This is a genomic window from Polaromonas sp. P1_F1 (assembly GCF_056405795.1).
Genome location: NZ_JBFUBJ010000001.1, coordinates 303,934 through 326,137 on the forward strand (window position 1 = coordinate 303,934; position 22,204 = coordinate 326,137).

General features: G+C 63.7%; 21 protein-coding genes. 9 read left to right on the plus strand and 12 right to left on the minus strand.

The window, feature by feature from the left end:
* Positions 1-91 precede the first annotated feature (91 nt).
* Positions 92-1,405 (plus strand): MFS transporter, encoded by a 1,314-nt coding sequence (locus tag AC1DZE_RS01560; RefSeq protein WP_477699712.1) that lies wholly within the window; start codon positions 92-94, stop codon positions 1,403-1,405.
* On the opposite strand, the gene AC1DZE_RS01565 is transcribed toward AC1DZE_RS01560, so the two are convergent.
* The 6 genes from AC1DZE_RS01565 to AC1DZE_RS01590 all read right to left on the minus strand — a co-directional run bounded on the left by AC1DZE_RS01565 (position 1,363) and on the right by AC1DZE_RS01590 (position 8,397).
* Positions 1,363-2,415: an adenosine deaminase gene (locus AC1DZE_RS01565; protein ID WP_477672757.1), complete on the minus strand. Its 1,053-nt coding sequence runs from the start codon at positions 2,413-2,415 to the stop codon at positions 1,363-1,365. The genes AC1DZE_RS01560 and AC1DZE_RS01565 overlap by 43 nt on opposite strands.
* 108 nt (positions 2,416-2,523) lie before the next feature.
* Entirely contained in the window at positions 2,524-3,678 is a 1,155-nt protein-coding gene (locus AC1DZE_RS01570) for a BMP family ABC transporter substrate-binding protein (protein WP_477699713.1), read from the minus strand.
* Between the two features lie 100 nt (positions 3,679-3,778).
* Positions 3,779-4,699: an ABC transporter permease gene (locus AC1DZE_RS01575; RefSeq protein ID WP_477673529.1), complete on the minus strand. Its 921-nt coding sequence runs from the start codon at positions 4,697-4,699 to the stop codon at positions 3,779-3,781.
* Positions 4,699-5,808, minus strand: a complete 1,110-nt coding sequence (locus AC1DZE_RS01580) for an ABC transporter permease (protein WP_477673530.1) — start codon at positions 5,806-5,808, stop codon at positions 4,699-4,701. Before AC1DZE_RS01580 ends, AC1DZE_RS01575 begins: the two co-directional genes overlap by 1 nt.
* Positions 5,805-7,388 carry an ABC transporter ATP-binding protein gene (locus tag AC1DZE_RS01585; protein ID WP_477699714.1) on the minus strand — a complete coding sequence of 528 codons (1,584 nt, stop codon included), beginning with the start codon at positions 7,386-7,388 and terminating at the stop codon, positions 5,805-5,807. Before AC1DZE_RS01585 ends, AC1DZE_RS01580 begins: the two co-directional genes overlap by 4 nt.
* Positions 7,389-7,464: 76 nt before the next feature.
* Positions 7,465-8,397 carry a LysR family transcriptional regulator gene (locus tag AC1DZE_RS01590; protein ID WP_477672108.1) on the minus strand — a complete coding sequence of 311 codons (933 nt, stop codon included), beginning with the start codon at positions 8,395-8,397 and terminating at the stop codon, positions 7,465-7,467.
* Between the two features lie 69 nt (positions 8,398-8,466).
* Here AC1DZE_RS01590 and xdhA point away from each other — a divergent pair, with 69 nt between their 5' ends.
* Positions 8,467-9,939, plus strand: coding sequence for a xanthine dehydrogenase small subunit (xdhA, locus tag AC1DZE_RS01595; protein ID WP_477672109.1), 1,473 nt, complete (start codon positions 8,467-8,469; stop codon positions 9,937-9,939).
* Positions 9,936-12,347, plus strand: a complete 2,412-nt coding sequence (gene xdhB / locus AC1DZE_RS01600; RefSeq protein ID WP_477672110.1) for a xanthine dehydrogenase molybdopterin binding subunit — start codon at positions 9,936-9,938, stop codon at positions 12,345-12,347. Before xdhA ends, xdhB begins: the two co-directional genes overlap by 4 nt.
* Positions 12,348-12,359: 12 nt before the next feature.
* Here xdhB and AC1DZE_RS01605 read toward each other — a convergent pair whose 3' ends face one another.
* The gene (locus tag AC1DZE_RS01605) at positions 12,360-12,698 is read right to left on the minus strand and encodes an antibiotic biosynthesis monooxygenase (RefSeq protein WP_477665506.1); all 339 of its coding nucleotides are present in this window, start codon (positions 12,696-12,698) and stop codon (positions 12,360-12,362) included.
* A 101-nt stretch (positions 12,699-12,799) separates the two neighbouring features.
* On the opposite strand from AC1DZE_RS01605, the gene soxR reads away from it, so the two are divergent.
* A complete protein-coding gene (gene soxR, locus AC1DZE_RS01610; protein ID WP_477699715.1) occupies positions 12,800-13,276 on the plus strand; it encodes a redox-sensitive transcriptional activator SoxR in 477 nt (158 codons plus the stop codon).
* Here soxR and AC1DZE_RS01615 read toward each other — a convergent pair.
* Positions 13,273-14,535 (minus strand): Nramp family divalent metal transporter, encoded by a 1,263-nt coding sequence (locus tag AC1DZE_RS01615; protein ID WP_477647846.1) that lies wholly within the window; start codon positions 14,533-14,535, stop codon positions 13,273-13,275. The two genes, soxR and AC1DZE_RS01615, sit on opposite strands and share 4 nt — an antisense overlap.
* A 397-nt stretch (positions 14,536-14,932) precedes the next feature.
* On the opposite strand from AC1DZE_RS01615, the gene AC1DZE_RS01620 reads away from it, so the two are divergent.
* From AC1DZE_RS01620 to AC1DZE_RS01640, 5 genes are read left to right on the plus strand one after another with little or no spacing between them, the layout of a single operon-like run.
* The gene (locus tag AC1DZE_RS01620; RefSeq protein WP_477672112.1) at positions 14,933-16,597 is read left to right on the plus strand and encodes a cbb3-type cytochrome c oxidase subunit I; all 1,665 of its coding nucleotides are present in this window, start codon (positions 14,933-14,935) and stop codon (positions 16,595-16,597) included.
* Positions 16,587-17,189, plus strand: a complete 603-nt coding sequence (locus AC1DZE_RS01625) for a cbb3-type cytochrome c oxidase subunit II (protein WP_477668129.1) — start codon at positions 16,587-16,589, stop codon at positions 17,187-17,189. The genes AC1DZE_RS01620 and AC1DZE_RS01625 overlap by 11 nt, the downstream gene beginning before the upstream one ends.
* 18 nt (positions 17,190-17,207) lie before the next feature.
* A complete protein-coding gene (locus tag AC1DZE_RS01630) occupies positions 17,208-17,807 on the plus strand; it encodes a c-type cytochrome (RefSeq protein WP_477672113.1) in 600 nt (199 codons plus the stop codon).
* Positions 17,808-17,815: 8 nt separating this feature from the next.
* The gene (locus AC1DZE_RS01635; protein ID WP_477672114.1) at positions 17,816-18,439 is read left to right on the plus strand and encodes an SCO family protein; all 624 of its coding nucleotides are present in this window, start codon (positions 17,816-17,818) and stop codon (positions 18,437-18,439) included.
* On the plus strand, positions 18,436-19,062 hold the full coding sequence (locus AC1DZE_RS01640) for a hypothetical protein (RefSeq protein WP_477672115.1): 627 nt from the start codon (positions 18,436-18,438) through the stop codon (positions 19,060-19,062). The genes AC1DZE_RS01635 and AC1DZE_RS01640 overlap by 4 nt, the downstream gene beginning before the upstream one ends.
* A 26-nt stretch (positions 19,063-19,088) precedes the next feature.
* Here AC1DZE_RS01640 and AC1DZE_RS01645 read toward each other — a convergent pair whose 3' ends face one another.
* The 4 genes from AC1DZE_RS01645 to AC1DZE_RS01660 all read right to left on the minus strand — a co-directional run bounded on the left by AC1DZE_RS01645 (position 19,089) and on the right by AC1DZE_RS01660 (position 22,203).
* Positions 19,089-20,033, minus strand: coding sequence for a hypothetical protein (locus AC1DZE_RS01645; RefSeq protein ID WP_477672116.1), 945 nt, complete (start codon positions 20,031-20,033; stop codon positions 19,089-19,091).
* Positions 20,034-20,153: 120 nt separating this feature from the next.
* The gene (gene rtcA, locus AC1DZE_RS01650) at positions 20,154-21,212 is read right to left on the minus strand and encodes an RNA 3'-terminal phosphate cyclase (RefSeq protein ID WP_477672118.1); all 1,059 of its coding nucleotides are present in this window, start codon (positions 21,210-21,212) and stop codon (positions 20,154-20,156) included.
* Positions 21,213-21,222: 10 nt separating this feature from the next.
* On the minus strand, positions 21,223-21,618 hold the full coding sequence (locus tag AC1DZE_RS01655; RefSeq protein WP_477668134.1) for a zinc-ribbon domain containing protein: 396 nt from the start codon (positions 21,616-21,618) through the stop codon (positions 21,223-21,225).
* Positions 21,619-21,648: 30 nt separating this feature from the next.
* The gene (locus tag AC1DZE_RS01660) at positions 21,649-22,203 is read right to left on the minus strand and encodes a hypothetical protein (RefSeq protein ID WP_477699716.1); all 555 of its coding nucleotides are present in this window, start codon (positions 22,201-22,203) and stop codon (positions 21,649-21,651) included.
* Position 22,204: the final 1 nt, after the last annotated feature.

Sequence of the window (22,204 nt, forward strand, 5' to 3'; positions counted from 1 at the left end):
CTGATTTTCAGAATGATTCTAACTTTCTACACTGGCTCCGTCTTCTCGTTTTTTCTCGTTTTTTCATCCTCCACGCCTAGGAAACCCCTCCATGCCCAGCTCCCCACATCCCCTTCCCGGCCCGCTGCATCGCTGGAAGGTGTTGGGCGTCGGCGTAGCCGCCAACGCCAGCTTTTCAGTGGCTTTCAGCGGCCTGCCCATGACCGCCATCTTCATGCGTTCGGGCTACCAGCTCGACAACACCTCGCTGGGCCTGGTGCTGGGCCTCATGGGCCTGGGCATCGCGGTCAGCGAACTGCCCTGGGGCCTCTTGGCCGACCGCTGGGGCGACCGGCCCGTACTGCTGCTGGGCCTGAGCGCGACGGCGGCGGCGCTGGCGGCGATGGCACTGTTCGCGGCGCCCACACCCGGCCACATACCAGGCCTGCCACTGCTGGCTGCCGGCCTCTTGCTGGTGGGCCTTTTGGGCGGCAGCGTCAACGGCGCAAGCGGGCGCGCCATCATGTCGTGGTTCCAGAGCGGCGAGCGCGGCCTGGCAATGAGCATCCGCCAAACCGCCGTGCCGCTGGGCGGCGGCATAGGCGCGCTGCTGCTTCCGGGGCTGGCGCTGCATGCGGGCTTCGCGGTGATCTACGGCTTGCTGGCGCTGCTGTGTGCGGCCACGGCCGCCCTCGCCTGGCTATGGCTGCATGAGCCGCCTCCCGCTGCCGCACAGCAGACCATCGCCTCGGTACCCGGAGCGGATGATGCTACCGGCGGCCCGCTGCGCGACCCACGTGTCTGGCGCATCGTGGCGGGCATAGGCATTCTGTGCGCGCCGCAGTTCGCGGTGCTGTCCTTTGGCACGGTGTTCCTGCATGACTTCGCGCACTGGGGCGTGGCCGCGATCACCACCGCCATGGTCAGCGTGCAGGTCGGCGCGATGGGCATGCGCGTCTGGAGCGGCCACTGGACCGACAGGCACCAGAACCGCCGCGCCTATTTACGCACCTGCACCGTGTTGAGCATTGCATTGTTCGGCGCGCTCGCGGCGCTGGTGACCTGGGCGGGGATGCGGCCCGTGGTGCCGGCCGCCATGGGCATCGCGTTGCTGGCGCTACTGGCGGCCTGCGGGATATGCGTATCGGCCTGGCACGGCGTGGCCTTTACCGAACTCGCGACGCTGGCCGGCGCGCGGCGTGCCGGCACCGCCCTGGGCATGGCCAACACCAGCGTGTTCGCGGTGTGTTTTGTCACGCCCTTGAGCCTTCCTTACCTGCTGGCCTGGCAAGGCTGGGCCATGGTTTGGGGTGTGGCCGGCCTGTGCGCGTTGGTGGCGCTGCCGCTGCTTGCGGCCGGTGCGCCGAAACCGGTGCGCGGCACTCAGTTGAAGGCTTCGAAGCTTTCGTTAAGGCGGTCCACATAATGCGCCTTCGCCGAAGCGTCGATGAAGCTCGCCTCAAAGCTGTTGCGTGCCAGCACGTAAGCGTGCTGTGCATTCAGTCCCGTCGCGGCAAAAGTCTGCGTGAAATTGTCATTCATGTAGCCGCCGAAATAGGCCGGGTCGTCTGAATTGACCGTGGCTACCAGCCCGGCATCAAGCAGCTCACGCAGGTTGTGGCTGGCAAGGTCCGGGAACACACAGAGCTTGAGGTTGGAGAGCGGGCAGACCGTGAGCGGAATGCGGTCTTGCGTCAGGCGCTGCATCAGCGATGCATCACGGCTGGAACGCACGCCGTGGTCTACACGCTCCACCTTGAGCACGTCAAGCGCCGTCCAGACGTATTCGGGCGGGCCTTCCTCGCCGGCGTGGGCCACCAGGTGAAAACCCAGCTCACGGCAGCGCGCAAACACGCGGGCAAACTTCTCGGGCGGGTTGCCGACCTCGCCTGAGTCAAGCCCGATGCCAATGAATTTGTCACGGAAGGGCAAGGCCTGCTCCAGCGTTTCAAACGCGTCTTCCTCACTGAGATGGCGCAGAAAGCACAGGATCAGCGAGGCGCTGATGCCCAGCCCGGCCTGCGCGTCCACACAGGCACGGTGCAGGCCGTTGATGACCGTTTCCATGCTGACGCCGCGTGCCGTGTGCGTTTGCGGGTCAAAAAACATTTCGGTGTGCACGACGTTATCAGCAGCGGCCCGGCGCAAGTAGGCCTGGGCCATGTCGTAAAAATCCTGCTCGGTGAGGAGCACACTGGCGCCTGCATAGTAGATGTCGAGAAAACTCTGCAGGTTGGTGAAAGCATAAGCGCTGCGGAGTTCTTCAACACTGGCGTAGGGAATGCTCACGCCGTTGCGGCGGGCCAGTGCAAAGATCAGTTCCGGCTCAAGCGAGCCCTCGATGTGCATGTGCAGCTCGGCCTTGGGCATGCGCTTTAACAGCGCGGGCAGGCGGTCTGCGGACACGGGTTTTACCTTGAATGGTGCGGGCGTCATCTCAACTCCAGAAACAAAAAAAGCTGCCCGAAGGCAGCTTTGAAACTACGTTGCGAGCGCTCCGGCCCAGGAACTGTTGCCCCGGGCACGGCGCTGCGTCCATTATCCTCAGTTGCCGGGAACCTTGCCTTCGACACCCTTGACATACGTCTTCAGGCCGCCGAGAAATTTGTCGTCTGCCACCACATCCTTGGCCAGCAGCTCCTTGCCGGTGTTGTCGGTGATCGGGCCTTTCCAGATCGAGAAGCTGCCGTCCTTCAGGCCTGCCTTGACTTCGTCGATACGCTTTTTGGTGTCGTCCGGCACATCGGCGGCAATCGACACGATGTCGATGGCGCCTTCCTTGACGCCCCACCAGGAAGCCGCGTTGCCGGTCCACTTGCCTTCAAGCGCCTCACCCACGGACTTCACGTAATACGGGCCCCAGTTGATGATGGCAGATGCCAGGTGGGCCTTGGGGCCGTAGGCGGTCATGTCCGAATCCCAGCCGAAAGCGCGTTTGCCCATTTTTTCGGCGGTCTGCAGCACGGCGGACGAATCAGTGTTCTGGAACAGCACGTCGGCGCCGCCGTTGATGAGCGCCGTGGCCGCCTCGGTTTCCTTGGGTGGGTTGAACCATTCATTGACCCACACCACCTTGGTCTTGACCTTGGGGTTGACCGACTGCGCGCCCAGCGTGAAGCTGTTGATGTTGCGCACCACCTCAGGAATCGGCACCGAACCGACCACGCCCAGCGTGCCGGTCTTGCTCATCTTGCCGGCGATCACGCCGGCCATGTAGGCACCTTCGTAGGTGCGGCTGTCATAGGTGCGCATGTTCTCGGCCTGCTTGTAGCCGGTGGCGTGCTCGAACTTCACGTCCTTGGTGTCGCCCGCCACCTTGAGCATGGGCTCCATGTAGCCGAAAGTGGTGCCGAAGATCAGCTTGTTGCCCTGGGCCGCCATGTCGCGGATCACGCGCTCGGCGTCGGCCGACTCGGGCACTTTTTCGACGAAGCTGGTGACGACCTTGTCGCCATAGGCTTTCTCCACGGCCTTGCGGCCGTTGTCGTGCGCGAAGGTCCAGCCGCCGTCGCCCACCGGGCCGACATAGGCAAATGCGATTTTCAGGGGCTCGACCTTGGCAGGTGCGGCGGCCGCCGGCGCGGGCGCGGCAGGCGCCGCTGCCGGCTCTTCCTTCTTGCCGCAGCCCATCAAGGCTGCGGCAGCCACGGCCGACAGGGCCGCCAGCTTGAGCAGGGAACGTTTTTGCAGGTCAGTCATGTGAACTCGCTTTCGTTTTTAGGAAATGACATTGAAATGAAAAGTGAAACGGGAAGGCGAAAAAAAAGCAATTATGCGGCGGATCGACCTTAAAACACCATCAGGCCCCCGGGTAAAACGGCTTGCCGATGGAACTGGGCATGTTGACGCGAATCCACAGCGGGTTGCGCGAGATCAGGACTAGCACCACGATGGTGGACAGGTAGGGCAGCATGCTCAGGAACTGTGTGGGCATATTGACGCCCAGGCTCTGCAGGTGAAACTGCAGCATGGTCACGCCACCGAACAGGTAAGCTCCAAGCAACACCCGTGCCGGGCGCCAGGTAGCAAAGGTGGTGAGCGCCAGCGCGATCCAGCCCTTGCCGGCGATCATGCCCTCCACCCACAGCGGCGTGTAGACCACCGACACATAGGCGCCCGCGAGCCCGCACAGCGCGCCGCCGGCCACCACGGCCGCCAGCCGGATGCGCCGCACCGGGTAGCCCAGCGCATGCGCCGACTCAGGGCTTTCACCCACCGAGCGCAACACCAGGCCGGCGCGCGTGCGGTACAAAAACCAGATCAACCCGGCCGTCAGCGCCATCGCGATGTAAACCATGGGGTGCTGGCGGAACAGCGCCGGACCCACCAGGGGGATGTCGGCCAGGAAAGGAATCGGGTACTGCGACTGTTCGGGCAACTTCTCTTGCACATACTTGATACCAGCAAAGGCCGAAAAACCCGCGCCGAACAGGCTGAGCGCCAGGCCTGTGGCGTACTGGTTGGTGTTGAGCCAGATCACCAGCACACCGAAAACCGCGGCCAGGAACGCGCCTGCCGCCATGCCGGCCGCAAAGCCCAGCCAGCTGTTGCCGGTGTGCACCACGGTGGCAAAGCCGGCAATGGCGGCGCACAGCATCATGCCTTCGGCGCCCAGATTGACGATGCCGGCCTTCTCGTTGATCAGCAGGCCGAGCGCGGCAATGGCCAGCACGGTTCCCGCGCTGAGTGTGGCGGCGATGAGCAATGCGGTGGAGTCCATCAGCCGGCTCCTTTCACAAGGTCGGTGGAAGGAGGCGTGGCCACCGGCACGGGGATGGGCCTGGCCAGCCTGAGTCTGTAGGCGATCAAGGTATCGCAAGCCAGCAGGCTGAAAAGCAGCAAGCCCTGGAACACGCCGGTGATGGACTTGGGCAGCCCCAGGCGCGACTGCGCGAGCTCGCCGCCAATGTAGAACATGCTCATCAGGATGGCCGAGAACACCACGCCCACCGGGTGCAGCCGTCCGACGAAAGCGACGATGATGGCCGCAAAGCCGTAACCGGCCGGCACATAGGGCGTGAGCTGGCCAATGGGGCCGGCCACCTCCAGCGCGCCGGCCAGGCCTGCCGCGGCGCCCGATGTCAGCAGCGCCAGCCACAACGCGCGGCGCGACGAGAAGCCGGCGTAGCGCGCAGCAGCGGGCGCCAGGCCGCTGACTTCATGCCGGAAACCCGCGTGTGTGCGGAACATGAACAGCCACAGCCCCGCCACGCCCAGCAGTGCGAGCACGATGCCGATGTTCACGCGCGAGCCCTGCATCAGCCGCGGAATCTGCGTCACGGCCTCAAAAGTCCTGGTTTGCGGAAAGTTGTAGCCGTTGGGATCTTTCCAGGGACCGAAGACGAGGTAGTTCAGCACCATCTCCGCCACATAGACCAGCATCAGGCTGACCAGGATTTCATTGGCATTGAAGCGGTCTCGCAGCAAGGCGGTGATGCCGGCCCACACCATGCCGCCCGCAAGGCCTGCCAGCAGGATGACCGGAACGATCCAGGGACCGGTGGTTTTTTCAGCCAGCAGCGCCACGCCGCCTGCGGCGATCGCACCCATGACGAACTGGCCTTCGGCGCCAATGTTCCAGACATTGGAGCGAAAACACACCGCGAGACCCAGCGCGATGATGAGCAGCGGCGTGGCCTTGACCAGCAGTTCGCCGATGGCATAAGGCGACTTGATGGGTTCCCAGAAAAACACCTGCAGGCCCTTGACCGGGTCTTTACCCAGCGCCACAAAGAGCGCCACACCGATCAGCACGGTGATCAGCAGGGCCAGCACCGGAGAGGCATAGCTCCAGAAGGAAGACGGCTGGGGACGGATTTCGAGCTTCATGCCGAGGCCTCCGCCGTGGTTTGTGTTGTTTCTGTTGGGTGCGTGCCGGGCGCCCAGAGCCCGCTCATCCACTGCCCCACCAGTTCCACCGTGGCGTCGGCGCGAGGCAGCGAAGGCGAGAGCTGACCCTTGGCCATCACATAGAGCCGATCGCAGATGTCGAACAGTTCCTCGAGTTCTTCGCTCACCACCAGCACCGCGCAGCCGGCATCGCGCAACTTGAGCAGCTCGCCGCGTATCTGGGTGGCCGCACCCACGTCAACCCCCCAGGTCGGCTGCGAGACGATCAGGAGTTCAGGCCGGGCATCAATCTCGCGGCCCATGATGAATTTTTGCAGGTTGCCGCCCGAAAGGGATTTGGCCACTGCCTGCGGCCCGCCGGACTTGACCTTGTACTCGGCAATGATGCGGGCGGCCTGCGCCTGCAACGCGCCGCGGTCGAGCCAGCCGCTTTTGCCGACGGCCTCCTTGCGCGTGAGCAAGAGGTTGCGCGCCAGCGAAAGCGACGGTACGGCGCCGCGGCCCAGGCGTTCTTCAGGCACAAAGTGCAGGCCCAGTGCGCGCCGGCCACCCGGCCCGAGCTTGCCCACCGGCTGGCCTTTCACCGCCACCGCATCGGCCGCGGCGCGGGTGTCTTCGCCCGACAGCGCATAGAGCAGTTCCTTCTGGCCGTTGCCCGACACCCCGGCGATGCCGACCACCTCGCCGGACCGCACTTGCAGCGCGACCTGGTGCAGGTCAACGCCGAACTGCTCTTCTTTGGGCAAGTCGAGCTGTTTCACCTCTAACACCACGGCACCGGTGCGCACCGCCCGGTGTTCCAGCGCGGGCGGCTCGGCGCCAATCATCAAGCGGCTCAGCGAGGCATTGGATTCCTGCCGCGGATCGCAAAAGCCGGAAACCTTGCCGCCGCGCAGCACCGTGCAGGCGGTGCACAGCGCGCGGATTTCATGCAGCTTGTGGCTGATGTACAAAATACTGCAGCCCTGCGCCGCCAGCGTCCGCAGCGTGACAAACAGGTTCTCGACCGCCTGGGGCGTCAGCACCGAGGTGGGCTCGTCCAGGATCAGCAGCCGTGGATGCGTAAGCAACGCCCTGACAATCTCCACCCGCTGGCGCTCGCCCACGCTCAGGGTGTGCACGGGACGTGTCGGGTCCAGCTGCAGGCCATAGGCTTGCGTCGTCTGCATGATGCGCTGCGAGACTTCCGCCAGCGTGAGGTGCTTGTCCAGCCCCAACCAGACGTTTTCGGCCACCGTCAATGTGTCGAACAGGCTGAAGTGTTGAAACACCATGCTGATGCCCAGCGCCCGCGCCTCGTGCGGGTTGCGCACCACGACCGGTTTGCCGTCCATCGCCACGCTGCCGGCGTCGGGCTTGACCGAGCCGTAAATGATCTTCATCAGTGTGGATTTGCCCGCGCCGTTTTCACCCAGCACGGCGTGAATTTCACCGGGCTGCACCACCAGCGAAATGCCGCTGTTGGCCACCACGCCGGGGTAGCTTTTGGTGATGCCGGAAAGCTGCAGCCGCGGCGGCTGGCCGGGCGGGCTGTCAGTCTGGGGCGGGGCTGCGGTCATTGTCTCTGGGTATCCGGTTTTGTCTTCGGTTTATAGGTAATTCTGGCTGCAGCCCATACAGGACGGACGCAAGCAGCTATTCTTTTCGTAGCGTCGAGGCCACAGACTTGACACGCTCGCGCAGCCACCGGGCCGAGTTGGAGGCGTGTGTGCGTTCGTGCCAGAGCTGGTAATACATCATGCGGGGAAAGGCGATCGGGGTAGGCAGTATTTTCACCGGCAACAGGCTGGCAAAGCGTTCGCAGTACTGGCGCCCGGTGGTCATCACCAGCAAGCTTGATGCCACCATGGACGGCATGAGACTGAAGTGCGGGCAGCGCACCGTGATGTTGCGCACCATGCCCAGGGTGTCGAGGTGCTCGTCGATCACGCCCTTGGCGCCCGGGTGCGTGGCGGTGGGGGCGATGTGTTCGGCTTCCAGCCAGGTCGCGGCATCCCAGCCGCGGCGCACGGCCGGGTGGTCTTTGGCGACCAGGCACACCACTTCGTCGCCAAAAAGGCGCGCCATGTGCAGGTCGTCGGGCGGCGCGGCCCAGTTGCCTATGACGATGTCGGCCTGGCCTTGCGCCAGGTGCATGCGGTAGTCGGATTCAGCGGACAGTGGGTGGATTTCAATATGGCAGAGCGGCGCCTGGGATTTGATCTGCGCCACCAGTTGCGGCAGGAAAGACGGGTCCAGGTAGTCGCTGGCTGCCAGGCGAAAGGTAGTTTCTGCCGTGGCCGGATCAAACCCGCGCGCATCGCTGAACAGCATGCCGGCCGCGCGCAAAATGCTGGCCGAGGGCTCGATCATGCGCAGGCCCGCATCCGTAGGCACCATGCCGGCGCCGGACCGCACCAGGATAGGGTCACCCGCCAGCGTGCGCAGGCGCTTGAGCGCCGCGCTGACGGCGGGCTGGTACATGCCCAGGCGGAGGGCGGCGCGTGATACGCTGCGTTCGGTAAGCACGGTATTCAAGACCCTGATGAGATGGAGGTCTATCTTGTCGAAAAGCGCCTGGTCTTTCATACCTTTTCACCCATGCGGTTGATATGCACTTTTGTATGCTGGCCGCGGCATGACTGTTTAACCTGAAGCATGGCTGTCCCATCTTTTTCCAGACCCATCCGCTTCGTCAGGCGGGGTGAAGTTGTTTCCGTCAGCAATGTACCACCCAGCCGCACCCTGCTGGAGCTGCTGCGCGAGGACCTGGCCTGCACCGGCACCAAGGAGGGCTGCGGCGAAGGTGACTGCGGCGCCTGCACCGTGGTACTGGGCGAGGCGGCCGGCGGCAAGCTTGAATACCGTGCCATCAACAGCTGCATTCGTCTTGCGCACTCCATCGACGGCATGGCACTCTGGACGGTAGAGGATATTGCAGAGGATGACGCCTTGCACCCCGCCCAGCAAGCCATGGTGGACAAGCACGGCTCCCAATGCGGCTTCTGCACACCCGGCTTTGTGATGAGCCTGTTCGGCATGTACCAAAACCACGTCTGCAAGGGCGAGCCCGTCACGCGGGAGCTGGCGCAGGAAGAACTCTCCGGCAACCTCTGCCGCTGCACCGGCTACCGGCCCATCCTGGAGGCCGCGCAGACCATGGGCAGCCTGCCTCCCGTGAGGATCGACGAAGCCGGTTTGCTACAAAAACTGGAGCTGCTTGCGCCCGCCCCTATTGGGCTGCAGGCCGATTTGGCTTACAAGTCGCCGCGAACACTGAAAGCCCTGTTGCAGGCCCGCGCCGCCCACCCCGGCGCCCAGCTGGTGGCCGGCTGCACCGACGTGGGCTTGTGGGTGACCAAGCAGCACATGCAGTTCGGGGAAGTGCTGGATGTCACCAAAGTGCGGGAGCTGCGCCGCATCGAAGACTACCCGCATCACATCGCCATCGGCGCTGCCGTGACACTGGCCGACGCCTATGCGGCGCTGGTGAAAGACCGGCCGCAGTTGCACAACTTCGCCGCCCGCTTTGCCGGGCTGCCGGTGCGCAATTCCGGCACGCTGGGCGGCAACATCGCCAACGGCTCGCCGATTGGCGACTCCATGCCCTTGCTGATTGCACTCGGTGCAAACATCGTCCTGATGAGCCTGCGCGGCCACCGCGAAATGCCGGTGGAAGCGCTTTACACCGGCTACCGCAAGAATGTGATGGCGCCCGACGAAGTGCTGGCCTGGGTCAAGGTACCCAAGGCACAGCCCCGGGAGGCGATGAAGGTTTACAAAATCTCCAAGCGCTACGACGACGACATTTCCGCCGTCTGCCTGGCAATCAACCTGCAGATTGAAAACAACACCGTTATCACTGCTTCCATCGGTGCGGGCGGCGTCGCCGCCACGCCGGTGCGTGCCATCCAGACCGAGGCGGCGCTGACAGGGAAGCCCTGGACGCAGACCACTGTGCAGCACGCCATCGCTACGTTTCGCGCCGAATTCTCACCCATCTCGGACATGCGCGCCTCCGCGGCCTACCGCAGCCAGGTGCTGGGTAACCTGCTCCAGCGCTACTGGCTGGAAAGCCAAGGCCTGCAGCAGATCAACCTGGCCAGCTTCCGGCTGGAGGAAGCCACATGAACGCCGCGAAAGATGTTTCCGTCAGCCGGGATGCGGTGGCCGACCCGGACGTGCGCGCAGCCAATGCCCGCGCTGGCGATATGCCCCCCGCAGACCTGGCGGAAAAAACGTCGCTGACCCAAAAACCTGCAGGCACGCAGGCGGCTGGCCGCTCCACACCCCATGAAAGCGCCCGCGCGCAAGTCGCTGGCGCCGCCACCTATGTCGACGACATTCCGGAAGTGCGCGGCACGCTGCATGCCGCGCCCATTTTGTCGACCGTGGCACACGGAAAGCTGCGGGGCATTGACACCGCCGCAGCGCTGGCGATGCCGGGCGTGCGCGATGTGATCCTGGCACGCGACATTCCGGGCGACCCGGTGCTGGGCAATTTCTCGCACGACGAACCGGTGTTTGCGCAGGGCACCGTGCAGCACATCGGCCAGGTGATCGGCGTGGTAGTGGCCCACACCGTCATGCAGGCCCGCCGCGCCGCGCGCAAGGTGGTGTGCAACATCGAACCCCTGCCCGCCCTGCTGACCGTGCACGACGCGCTCAAGGCCGAAAGTTATGTGCTGCCGCCGGTCTTCGTGAAACGCGGCGATGCGGCCAGCGCCTTGAATAAGGCCGCGCACACACTGCACGGCACACTCGAAGTGGGCGGCCAGGAGCATTTCTACCTCGAAGGCCAGGTTGCCTACGTGGTGCCGCAGGAACAGCAGCAATGGCTGGTTTACTCGAGCACCCAGCACCCCGGCGAGATCCAGCATTGGGTGTCGCATGCACTGGGCATCGCCAACCACGCAGTGCGCGTCGAATGCCGGCGCATGGGCGGCGGCTTTGGCGGCAAGGAAACGCAGTCGGGCCAGATGGCCGTCTGGGCCGCCATTGCTGCCCACAAACTGCATTGCCCCGTCAAGCTGCGGCTGGACCGCGACGACGACTTCATGGTCACCGGCAAGCGCCACCCGTTTGCGTATGAATACGACGTGGGCTTTGACGGCACCGGCCGGCTCAGCGGTCTCAAGCTCATGATGGCGGTGAACTGCGGCTTCAGCGCCGACCTGTCGGGCCCGGTGGCCGACCGCGCGGTCTTCCACGCCGACAACGCCTACTTTCTGGAAGACGTGGAGATCGCGTCTTACCGCTGCAAGACCAACACGCAAAGCAACACCGCCTTCCGCGGCTTTGGCGGGCCGCAAGGCATGATCGTGATTGAAGCCATCATGGGCGACATCGCGCGTACGCTGGGCCTGGACCCGTTGGCTGTGCGAAAACGCAACCTCTACGGCATCGGCGAGCGCGATGTGACGCACTACCAGATGAAGGTCGAGGACAACATCCTCGCCCCGCTGCTATCAAAACTGGAGCTGTCCGCGCTTTATTCACAACGCCGCCAGGCCATTTCCGCCTGGAATGCCCAAAGTCCGGTCATCAAGCGCGGCATCGCCATCACGCCCGTCAAGTTCGGCATTTCGTTTACCGCCACCCTCTTCAACCAGGCCGGCGCGCTGGTGCATGTGTACACCGACGGCAGCGTGCAGGTGAACCACGGCGGCACCGAAATGGGCCAGGGGCTGAACACCAAAGTCGCCCAGATCGTGGCCGATGAACTGGGCGTGCCCTTCGACCAGGTGCTGGCCACAGCCAGCGACACCAGCAAGATTCCGAATGCGTCAGCCACCGCCGCCTCAGCCGGCACCGACCTGAACGCGCGCGCCGCGCAATACGCCGCCCGCAATGTGCGCGACAACCTGGCGCAATTTGTTGCCGGCCTGGACCGCTGCGGTGCGGGTGCGGTGCAGTTTGAAGGCGGCGAGGTCATCACACCCGCAGGCGCGCGGCCCTTCACCGAGGTGGTGAAGCTGGCGTATGCCAACCGCATCCAGCTCTGGAGCGACGGTTTTTACCGCACGCCGAAAATCCACTACGACAAGGCCACGTTGACCGGCCGGCCGTTTTATTACTTCGCTTACGGCGCGGCCTGCACCGAAGTCGCCATCGACACCCTGACGGGCGAAAGCCGCGTGCTGAAAGTCGACATCCTGCATGACGTGGGTACCAGCATCAACCCCGCTATCGACATCGGTCAGATCGAAGGCGGTTTTGTGCAAGGTATGGGCTGGCTCACGACCGAGCAGTTGGTGTGGAACGACAAGGGCCTCTTGACCACGCACGCACCCAGCACCTACAAGATTCCGGCCACCGGGGATGTGCCCGAGCACCTCAAAGTTGACCTGTGGCCCGAGCCCAACCGCGAAGACAACGTCTTCGGCAGCAAGGCCGTGGGCGAGCCGCCGCTGATGCTGGCGATCAGTGTGTACGAGGCTTTGCGCGATGCGATTGCTTCAGCGCGTCCTGGACGGGCCGTTGTGCTGGAAGCGCCGGCCACGCCGGAGAACGTACTCGAGGCGCTGGGCAGGCCTTGAATCACACGGCGTTCAAGCCTCGCGGTACATCCCCGAGTCGCCGCGCACGCCCAGCTTCTTCCTGAACGCCTGGATGTCAAAGCCCTCGCTGGCGAGCTGCTTTTGCATGACGGTCTGGGCGGCGGCCACCGCATCGGCATTGGCCCACTCGACCACGGTCACCACATCGAACTCGCTGCTGTCACCCGTCTGGGTCAGCACATGTTTTTGCAGGCAGCCGGGCTGCTCGCCCAGCATGCGCTGGACCTGGTGAATGCGCTCGACAAAAGCGGAGATTGATTGCGAGGGCACGACGAATTTGTCGACGCGGAACACGGAGGCGGAAGCGGGGCTTGATAAATCGCTGGACATGAAAACAACTCCTTTGAAATAAGCGGGCCGGATTGGCCTGCAAAATGAGGAGTCTGAAACCTGAAGTAAAGTTGAGGTCAAGCATTTTTTCAAGGAAATCCATGGGTACGGAACTGGAACAGGCCGGCATCTTCCCCACACTCACGGTCGGCGACATGGCGCGCCGCAGCGGCGTGGCGGTGTCCACCCTGCACTTTTATGAGAAAAAAGGGTTGATCAGCAGCAACCGCACCGGGGGCAACCAGCGCCGCTACGCGCGTGAAATGCTGCGGCGCGTAGCCTTTGTGCGCGTCGCGCAGCGGGTGGGCATCGCGCTGGCGGACATCGAAGCCGCGTTGGCCACCCTGCCCGCGAAAGCAGCGCCCAGCCGCGCGGACTGGGCCCGACTGTCGGCCGCCTGGCGCGCCGACCTCGATGAGCGCATGGCCCAGCTCAAGAAACTGCGCGACACGCTGGACGACTGCATAGGTTGCGGCTGCCTGTCGATTGACAAATGCCGGCTGCGCAACCCTTATGACCAGCTGGCCGGGCAGGGCGCGGGGCCGCAGCGTTTGTGGGTTCGTCGCCGGGGAGACTAGAACAAGGGGCGGATCAAATCCAGCAACATCATCGCCACAGCAAAGCCCATCACCACCACACCGCCCCAGCCAAACCAGGTGGTCTTGAAACCGGAGGTGAAATTGCCCATTACCGATTTCCGGCCGGCCAGCAGCATCAGGCCCGCCATGATGGGCACGGCCACCACGCCGTTGATCACGGCACTCCAGTAGAGCGCCTTCATCGGGTCTATGCTGGTGAAGTCCATGCCGGTGCCCACCACGGTGGCGATGACGATGATGGCGTAAAAGCGCTTGGCTTCGTACCAGTGGCGCTCCAGGCCCTCGGGCCAGCCGAAGGCTTCGGCCACCGCATAGGCGGCCGATGAGGCCAGCACCGGCACGGCCAGCAAACCGGTGGCGATGATGCCGCCGGCAAACAGCGCGAAGGCAAAATCGCCGGCCAGCGGCCGCAGCGCCTGCGCCGCCTGCGCGGCTGATGTCACATCATGGATACCGGCCGCATACAGCACCGCACCGCCCAGCACCATGATGAAGAAGGCGATGGCGTTCGAGAAAAACATGCCGATGTAGGTGTCGCGCTTGACGCGGCGCAGGTCGCGGCGGATCTTCTTTTCGGCGCCCAGTACCCCGCCCTTCAGGCGCAGCTCTTCCACCTCCTGCGAGGCCTGCCAGAAAAACAGGTAAGGCGAAATCGTGGTGCCCAGCAACGCGACGATCATCATCCAGTAGCCCGAGGTCCATTGCAGTTTGGGAACGACCAGGTCATGCAGCACCTGGGCCCACTGCACCTGCACCAGGAACACGGCGATGACATAGGCAAAGAGAAAGAGCGTGAGCCATTTCAAAATGGGTGCGAGCTTGCGGTAAGGCACAAACACCTGTAGCAGCACGGTGATGATGCCGAAGGCCACTGCATGAAAGTGGTCGCCGCCGCCCACCGCCAGCTGCAGCGCCTCGCCCATCGCGGCAATGTCGGCGGCAATGTTGATGGTGTTGGCAATCACCAGCAAAAACACCATGCTCATCAGGAAGGCACGTGGCGTGTGCTCGCGCAGGTTGGCCGCCACACCCTTGCCGGTGACGCGACCTATGCGGGCGCTCACCAGCTGGATGGCGATCATGAAAGGCAGCGACAAAAACACCGTCCAGAGCAGGCCGGTGCCGAACTGCGCCCCCGCCTGCGTGTAGGTAGCGATGCCGGAAGGGTCGTCATCGGCAGCGCCGGTGACAACGCCTGGGCCGACATGGCGCAGGAAAGAGGGGATGCGGTTCAACATGGCCGCGAGGCTAACACGGCTTGATGAGGCCTGGCTTAAGCTATATCAATACATTGATTCAGGCTGCAGGCCAATTCAGACGGGCGCAAACAGCTACAAAATCAATAGCAGACGCCGAACCGCGGGCGGCCGAGCAGACGGACTGCAGACAAAGGCGTAGGATGACTCATCTGCGGCAAGCTCCCGCGGCCCATCGCGACTCAGGACGCCAGAGGACCTTCGCGCAAGCGCAGGTTTCCCTCCATACCGGAGAAATCATGACCACTGCATCACGCATGAGCGTTCAGGCTTCACAGCCCTCACGGCGCGCGGCGCCTCCACCCGGCCTTGCCGGGGGGTGGTGCAAGGGCAATCGATATGGCCCCGCACCTGCCTTGTCCGCTGGAGGAACCGCGTGATGGACAGCGCCGCCCTCAGCCTTCTGGGCGCCTTCCTGTTGTCCATCATCGGACTCTTTGTCTTTATCTGGTCGCTGCGCAAAGGACTACTGGTAGAAAACCCTGTCGCGGCTTCCGTCATCTTCGCGCACGGCGAGATCGGCCAGGTCGACGACCCCGCGCTACAGGACGTGGCACAGGCGTCGATGCAGAAGGCCGTGAAGGAAGGCGGCATCAAGACCCACGCCGCCGATGCCGCCGAGCTGCTGGACCGCATCACGTCCGACCGCTCTACCGCGTTTCCGGTGTTCATGTTCATCACCTTTGCCTGCCTGTGGCTCATCGTGGGCTCGATGGCGGGGCTGGTGTCGTCCATCAAGCTGCATGAGCCCGACTGGCTTACCGACTATGCCTGGTTGACCTTCGGCCGCATACGCACGGTGCACCTGACCGGCGTGCTCTACGGCTGGATCACCAATGCCGCGCTGGGAATGATCGTGTGGCTGCTGCCGCGGCTGCTGCGCACCCGGCTCTACGGCGCCATCTGGGTCATGCTGGGCGGGGCGCTCATCAACATGGGCATCGCAGGGGGCATAGGCGCCATCGCGACCGGCTGGAACGACGGCATGGAATACCTGGAAATTCCATGGCAGATCGCGATCTTCATGTTCGCCGGCTTTGCCCTTGTCATCCTGCCGGTGCTGTTCACGCTGGTCAACCGCAAGGTCTCGCACCTGTACGTCAGCGTCTGGTACATGACGGCGGCGCTGCTGTGGATTGCCCTGCTTTTCCTGGTCGGCAAGATGCCCGGCGTGCACACCGGCGTGCAGCAGGCCACCACCAACTGGTGGTACGGGCACAACGTGCTGGGCCTGTGGTTCACGCCGGTGAGCGTGGGTGCCATCTATTACTTCCTGCCCAAAATCATCGGCCGGCCGATACGCTCCTACAACCTCTCGCTGCTGGGCTTCTGGACGCTGGCATTTTTCTACGGGCAGGTCGGCGGCCACCACCTCATCGGTGGCCCGGTGCCCGGCTGGCTCATCACGCTGTCGATCGTGCAGAGCGTCATGATGGTGATCCCCGTGATCGCCTTCAGCATCAACATGGGCGCCACGCTGCAGGGGCGCATGCACCTGGCGCGTTATTCGCCAACGCTGCGCTTCATGATGTTCGGCGGGCTGATGTACCTCGCCTCATCGCTGCAGGGCTCGCTGGAGGCGCTGCGCAGCGTCAACCAGATCACCCACTTCACCCATTTCACGGTGGCTCATGCGCACCTGGGCGCCTATGCCTTTGTCACCATGGTGCTGTTCGGCGCCATCTACTTCATGATGCCCCGCGTGCTGAACTGGGAGTGGCCCTACCCGAAACTGATCACCCTGCATTTCTGGCTGGCGGCCGTCGGGGTGACGATATATTTTGTCGGGCTCACCATCGGCGGCTGGCTTCAAGGTGTGGCGATGCTGGATGCCGCCCAGCCCTTCATGGCTTCCGTCGAGCTGACCCTGCCCTACCTGAAATGGCGATCCGTGGGTGGCGGCCTGATGGTACTCAGCCACCTGGTGTTCGTCGGCCATTTCCTGACCATGGCGCTTCGTTTCGGGCCGGGCCGCGCGGGCGCCGCCCTCTTCTGGCCCAACGACGCACGCAGCGCTGAAATGGGAGCCGCTCATGGAAAATGAAGTCAAGCTGGCATCGGGCGCCATGGTGGCCCTGGGCATCGCCACGGCAGCGCTGGTGGTGATGCCCTACATGCAGGTGCGCGACATCAAGCCGCCGCCGGAGCTGAAAAACTACACCAGTGCCCAACTCCGCGGGCGCGAGGTCTACATCGCCAATGGCTGCGTGTATTGCCACAGCCAGCAGCCGCGTGACCGGAACTTCGGCCCCGATGCCGAACGCGGCTGGGGCCGGGCCTCGGTGCCGGGCGATTATTTCTATGACAAGCCGCACCTGCTGGGCAGCATGCGCACCGGGCCGGACCTCTTCAACATCGGGGCGCGCCAGCCGAGCAAGGACTGGCACCTGGGCCACCTGTACCAGCCGCGCGCCTATGTGCCCGGCTCCATCATGCCGTCCTACCCATATCTCTTCACGGTAAAGGACGCGAAAGACGCCGAAAGCGAGGGTGAGCAACCGCTGGCGCTGCCACCCGCCTATGGGCCGAACATCGGCCAGGTGGTCGTGCCTTCGCCCCAGGCGCTGGACCTGGTCAAGTACCTGCAGGGCCTGAACCACACCTACCCGGTGCTGCCACCCGCCCCCAAGCCCTGAGCCACACAAGGTCATCCCATGTTGAACGACAAGACATCTGAAAGCCGGGCCCAGGAGCGGGAACAGGCGGAGCCCTCTGAAAAAAGCCAGCCCATCCCGCTGATCTTCCTGGTCGGGGCATTGGCCCTGGTGCTATGGGGCGCGGGCTACATCGTGCTGTCCGGCTCCTTCGGCCGCGCCGACCTGGGGGACAAGCGCACCCTGGCGGATCTCTCGGGGCCCGCGCCAGGCGCTGCGGCCAACGGCAAACAGCTGTTCACCGCCAACTGCGTGGCCTGCCACCAGGCCACCGGCAAAGGGCTGCCCGGCGTGTTTCCACCGCTGGACGGCTCCGAATGGGTCACCGGCGACGAGCGCACCGTGGCCAACATCCTGCTGCATGGCGTCACGGGCGAAATCACCGTCATGGGCAATACCTTCAAGGGCGCCATGCCGGCGTTCGGGCAGCTCAGCGATGCCGAACTGGCCGCGGTGGCGAGCTACATCCGCGCCGAATGGTCCAACAAGGCGGGAGCCATCAAGCCCGAGCTGTTCGAGGCCGAACGCAAGGCCGGCACGCGAACCGCACCGTTCAACGGCGGCGCCGAGCTCAAGGCGCTGACGGCCAAAGCCTCCTGAGCCCTTCGATGTTTCGCACCGCCTTTCTGAGCGCCATGCTGGCCCTGGCAGGCTATAGCGCCGCCACGTGGCTGACGCACGACTTCCAGGTCTGGACCGCCGAGGGCGCCCGCCGACTCGAAGTTGCGCTGCGACCTGTCGCAACTCCCGCAGTCAGCGTCGACGGGCCCGGCATCGCCCCTCAAACGCTATCGCAGCGGCTCGCCGACGGGCAGTCCGTCACGCTGGTGGATTTCGTCTATACACGTTGCCAGACCGTCTGCCTGGCGATGGGCAGCAGCTTCCAGCAAATGCAGCGAATCTTGCAGGAGCGCAGCAGCCACGTGAAACTGCTGTCGATCAGCTTCGACGGCAGTTACGACAGCCCTGGCGTGCTGCAAACTTATGCAGCGCGATTGAGCGCCGACCCGGCGTTATGGCGCTTTGTGCGCGTGCAGAACCCGCGGGACACCCAGCGCCTGCTGGCGGATTTCCAGGTCGTGGTGGTCCCTGACGGCCGCGGCGATTTTGAACACAACGCGGCGCTGCTGGTCATCGACCAGAAAGGCCGGCTGGTTCGCATTTTTGACTACGCGGAACAACAGCTCGCGCTCGACTATGCGCAGCACCTTGCGCAGGCGGCCTCACCATGAAGAGGCTGGCGCATCCCTCGCGCGGCACCCTGGCGGTTATGGCCGTCGCCCTGCTGTGCCTGCTGGCCTTGCCCGGCCTGCGGCATGGGCTGGAAGCCAGCATGACCCTTCACATGCTGGTGCAGTATCCCCTGCTGGCGCTCGCCGGCTATCTGCTCGCCGCAGCACTGCCGGGGCGCTGGCTGGCTCGCCTGGGGCTCTGGAATGCCCACGGCATCAGCGGTTTGTTCGCGGCCGCGATGATGCTCGCGATCATGATGATTCCCCGCGTACTGGACCTGGCGCTGGTGGACAGCCGCATCGAAATACTGAAAAGCCTGGCCCTGCTGGCCTGCGGCGCCGCCGTGCGCTTGTCCTGGCACGCGGCGGGCCTGCTGGTGCAGGGTTTCTTTCTGGGCAATGTGCTGCCGATGATGGCAGTCGTGGGCAACCTGTATGAAACTTCGCCGGTACGCGTCTGCAACGCCTACCTGCTGGACGACCAGGCCCGGCTGGGGCAGATGCTGGTCTGGATTGCAGCGGCGATTGCCGCTGCATGGTTCGCCTGGCTGGTCCGTGCCTTGATGCAAAGAGACGCTGCCATGCTGCCTGACGATGCAGCAACGAAACCCACGGCACGCTGACACCACTCATGCCGCCGGGGTGCCACTCACATGGCAAGGTTCAGATCCACCTCCAGGCCTGCCCGCTTCATCTCACGTGCCAGCAGCAGCCGCCACAGGCCTGCCTCATCGACCGAAATGCTTGTGGCGCCCTTCAGGACATCCGGCAAGGCGTCGTCTTGGGACAGCAGGCAGGCAATGCGGTTGCGGCCGAGCGCGGCCAGCATGAATCCAATGGCCAGCATGGCCGCAGGCGCATCGGATTTGTTGCCCGGCAGGAGCAGCAAAAACGCCACATTGCGCAGCCCCTCCAGTTGATCGATGGAGACGGCGTCGAGTATCGCCGCCTCCAGCCCCAGCTGCTCCATGAACTGGCACGCATCGCCCACGGCATCTCCGCCCAGGCCCAGGATAGCCACGCGAGAACCGGACACGGCTTGCGGTGCCGTGGCGGAAGAGAAAGGGAGATCTGTCTTGGACATGGGCATCCTCGTTGGAATGGAAGGTGAAGGTGTGGAGATCTGCTCCGGTTCCGGTGCTGGTGCTGGTGCTGGTGCTGGTGCTGGTGGGGGCGGTGACACCGGTTTCGCCTCCACAACCGGGTCCACCATCGGCGCTGCAGTGCCATCGAGGTAGTCGCTCAGCAGCTTCTTGGCCGCATTCACGCGCATGATGGCCAGATCGATCCCTTGCCTGACTTTTTGCTGGCGTTCGTCGTCCGTGAAGCGGTCGCCGAAAGTCTTGTCCAGCAGAAAATCCTGTATCGCGACGGCAAACTGCCGGTATTCGGGCGTGCCCACGCCAAAGCTGTCGGCCAGGGTGGTGTTGACTTTCTTTTGCAGGGACTCCACGCTCGAATCCCAGCCGGTTTGCGTCACCGATATTTTGAAGGCCCGCAGAATCTTGATCTGCCGATTGACCTTTTCGATCGCGTTCTCGATCTGGGCTTTATCGGGGGCGCCGGATGGTAGTGTATTTTTGCCGTTGGACATGCAGGTTCCTCATGCGACCAGCCCATACTGTAAGGCTTCTCTGGCCCCGGACTCAACACCAGCAATGCACGGCACCTTTTCACATCGGCATGCATCGGCCAGGAATGACCCGGCCATTCATTACACCTGCAGCGAAATCACCGTTCCGCCACCGCATGGCTCGCACGAGAACTTCACAGGCAGGAAGGCTTCGATGGTCCGCGCATTGGTGCGGGTGTGCTCGGTCAGCTCCGTCGCCCAATAGCGACCCATCCGACCCTGCAGGCCCGCCAGTGCCATGGGAATCATCAGCTGGTCTGCCAGGTGCGGGCCTACCGGCGCCTCGTGGGCCTGGTAGGCCTTCACCTCCTGCAGCACGCGGCGGGCGACCTGCTCGGCACTCACGCTCTTTTCGCCATAGGCCGCAAAGACCTCGGTGATGTGCTCATAGCGCAGGACGGCCAACAGCGCGTTGCCCGGCCCTTCGTTGCTGCGCAGCCCGCGGTCGCGCAGGCAGCCTTCTTCCCAACCCAGCCCCTTGCGCAGCACGTCCAGCTCACGTTCCGCCACGCCTCTGGGCAGGCCAGCGTGCAGGCATTCGGCATAAGCCTCCAGCAACGCGCCGCGCTCCATGAGGTGAATGGCCGAAAAGCCCTGCGTGGGCGGATTCAGGCGCACGCGCGCCTCCCCGCCTCCCGCCGGGTAAAAACCGTGGCGGCGCAACTCAATGTCAAACAGGGCCTCTCCATTGCCGGCGAAACAAGGTGCCAGCAGCGACAGGAAGGAACACGACGGCGCCATCGGGTTGTGCGTCCCACCGCTGAGATGCAGCGTGGAGGCGGCCCTGGCCTGGAGCAGCGGCCACAGCACGGTTTGCAGCACCAGCATGCAGCTGCCGGCCGAGCCGACCGCAAATTCGTAGTCGCCCGCGCGCACCTCACCTGGCGTGAACAGCAACGTGGTTTCGCCAATCTGCACCGCCTGACCGGTGGCATTGACGGCGGAAGTCTGATCGACGCCGCCGCCCACAGACACGGCCGCGTTCACGCAGGCCAGGTGCTGGCGCATCAAGCCGGGCTTGGGCCGCTTCGCACGGATGTTGTCCATGCGAAACGGCTTGCCCGTCACCAGGCTGAGCGCCAGCGCGGTGCGCAAGATCTGCCCGCCACCTTCGCCTTGCGAGCCATCCAGTTCAATTATGTTTTTAACTTCAATTTTCATTGTTCTTCTTTTCTATCTTCAAAGCCAAGCCCGCCTGGCTCACGCGCCGCGCCTCTTCCACTCGCGCACGCTCCAACAGACGGCAAGGACGGCAGCGCACCGCGCAGCTTTCAATACGACCCTTGGCGATTTCATACCACCACTTCTGCTGCTTTGCCGTCCACACCTCGTGCGCACCGCAGTCCTTGCAGACAAAGGGCGTGTCGATGTAGAACGAGGGCAACAAACTCCAGGTGGTGTTATGCGCCAGTTGCGCGTGGTCCGCCGCCACAGCGCCCAAAGGCACTGACCTGGTTGAAATAAAGGGGTTGGGTGCCCGCGCCGCGCTCAGGCGTGCCAGGCGCTTGGCCTTGATCTCCTCCCGCCTTTGCTTTCCGCTCTTCATCACACGTCCTTTTGCGGGGCTCACCCCATTTCAATCTGTTTGACTCGCCACAAGGACGGAAATGGTGTTGCGAGCCGGGTTCCAGATTGTGAGACACCAAATTCCCCACCACTCCTTGCCGGAATCAAAGTAGGTACTCCACCCACTGCGCCCTGGATTCTGATCAGGGTCACCAACCCAATCCAAAACGCATAGGTTATTTGTCCGATCCGCCCCCAGAAGCTTCAGCCACTTCACGAAATTCTCTTGAGCGTCGGAATCTGTCCAACTGGTGCCGTAAGGTGGATCACGAAAGGCGTGAAACAACGGGGGGTGGATCTCAGGCAACCCCCGCGTTGTTACAAGCGCGTCAAACTCACCGGCCAGCAGGGTCTTGCTTTTTGCACTCTGGATGTCAGCCTTTATGTCAATTTCTTGAAAGGCCATCGCCAGTGCTGCTTTGTGCAAATCCTCCGAATACCGATAGGGCTCCACCTGAAAGACGTTGAACTGAAATGCGCAACGCGCTCGGATTAGCTCGGTCCGCAATTCAGCTATCGCGGGGCTCACCAATTCCACCAGATAGCTACTCGATGTTTGACTCATA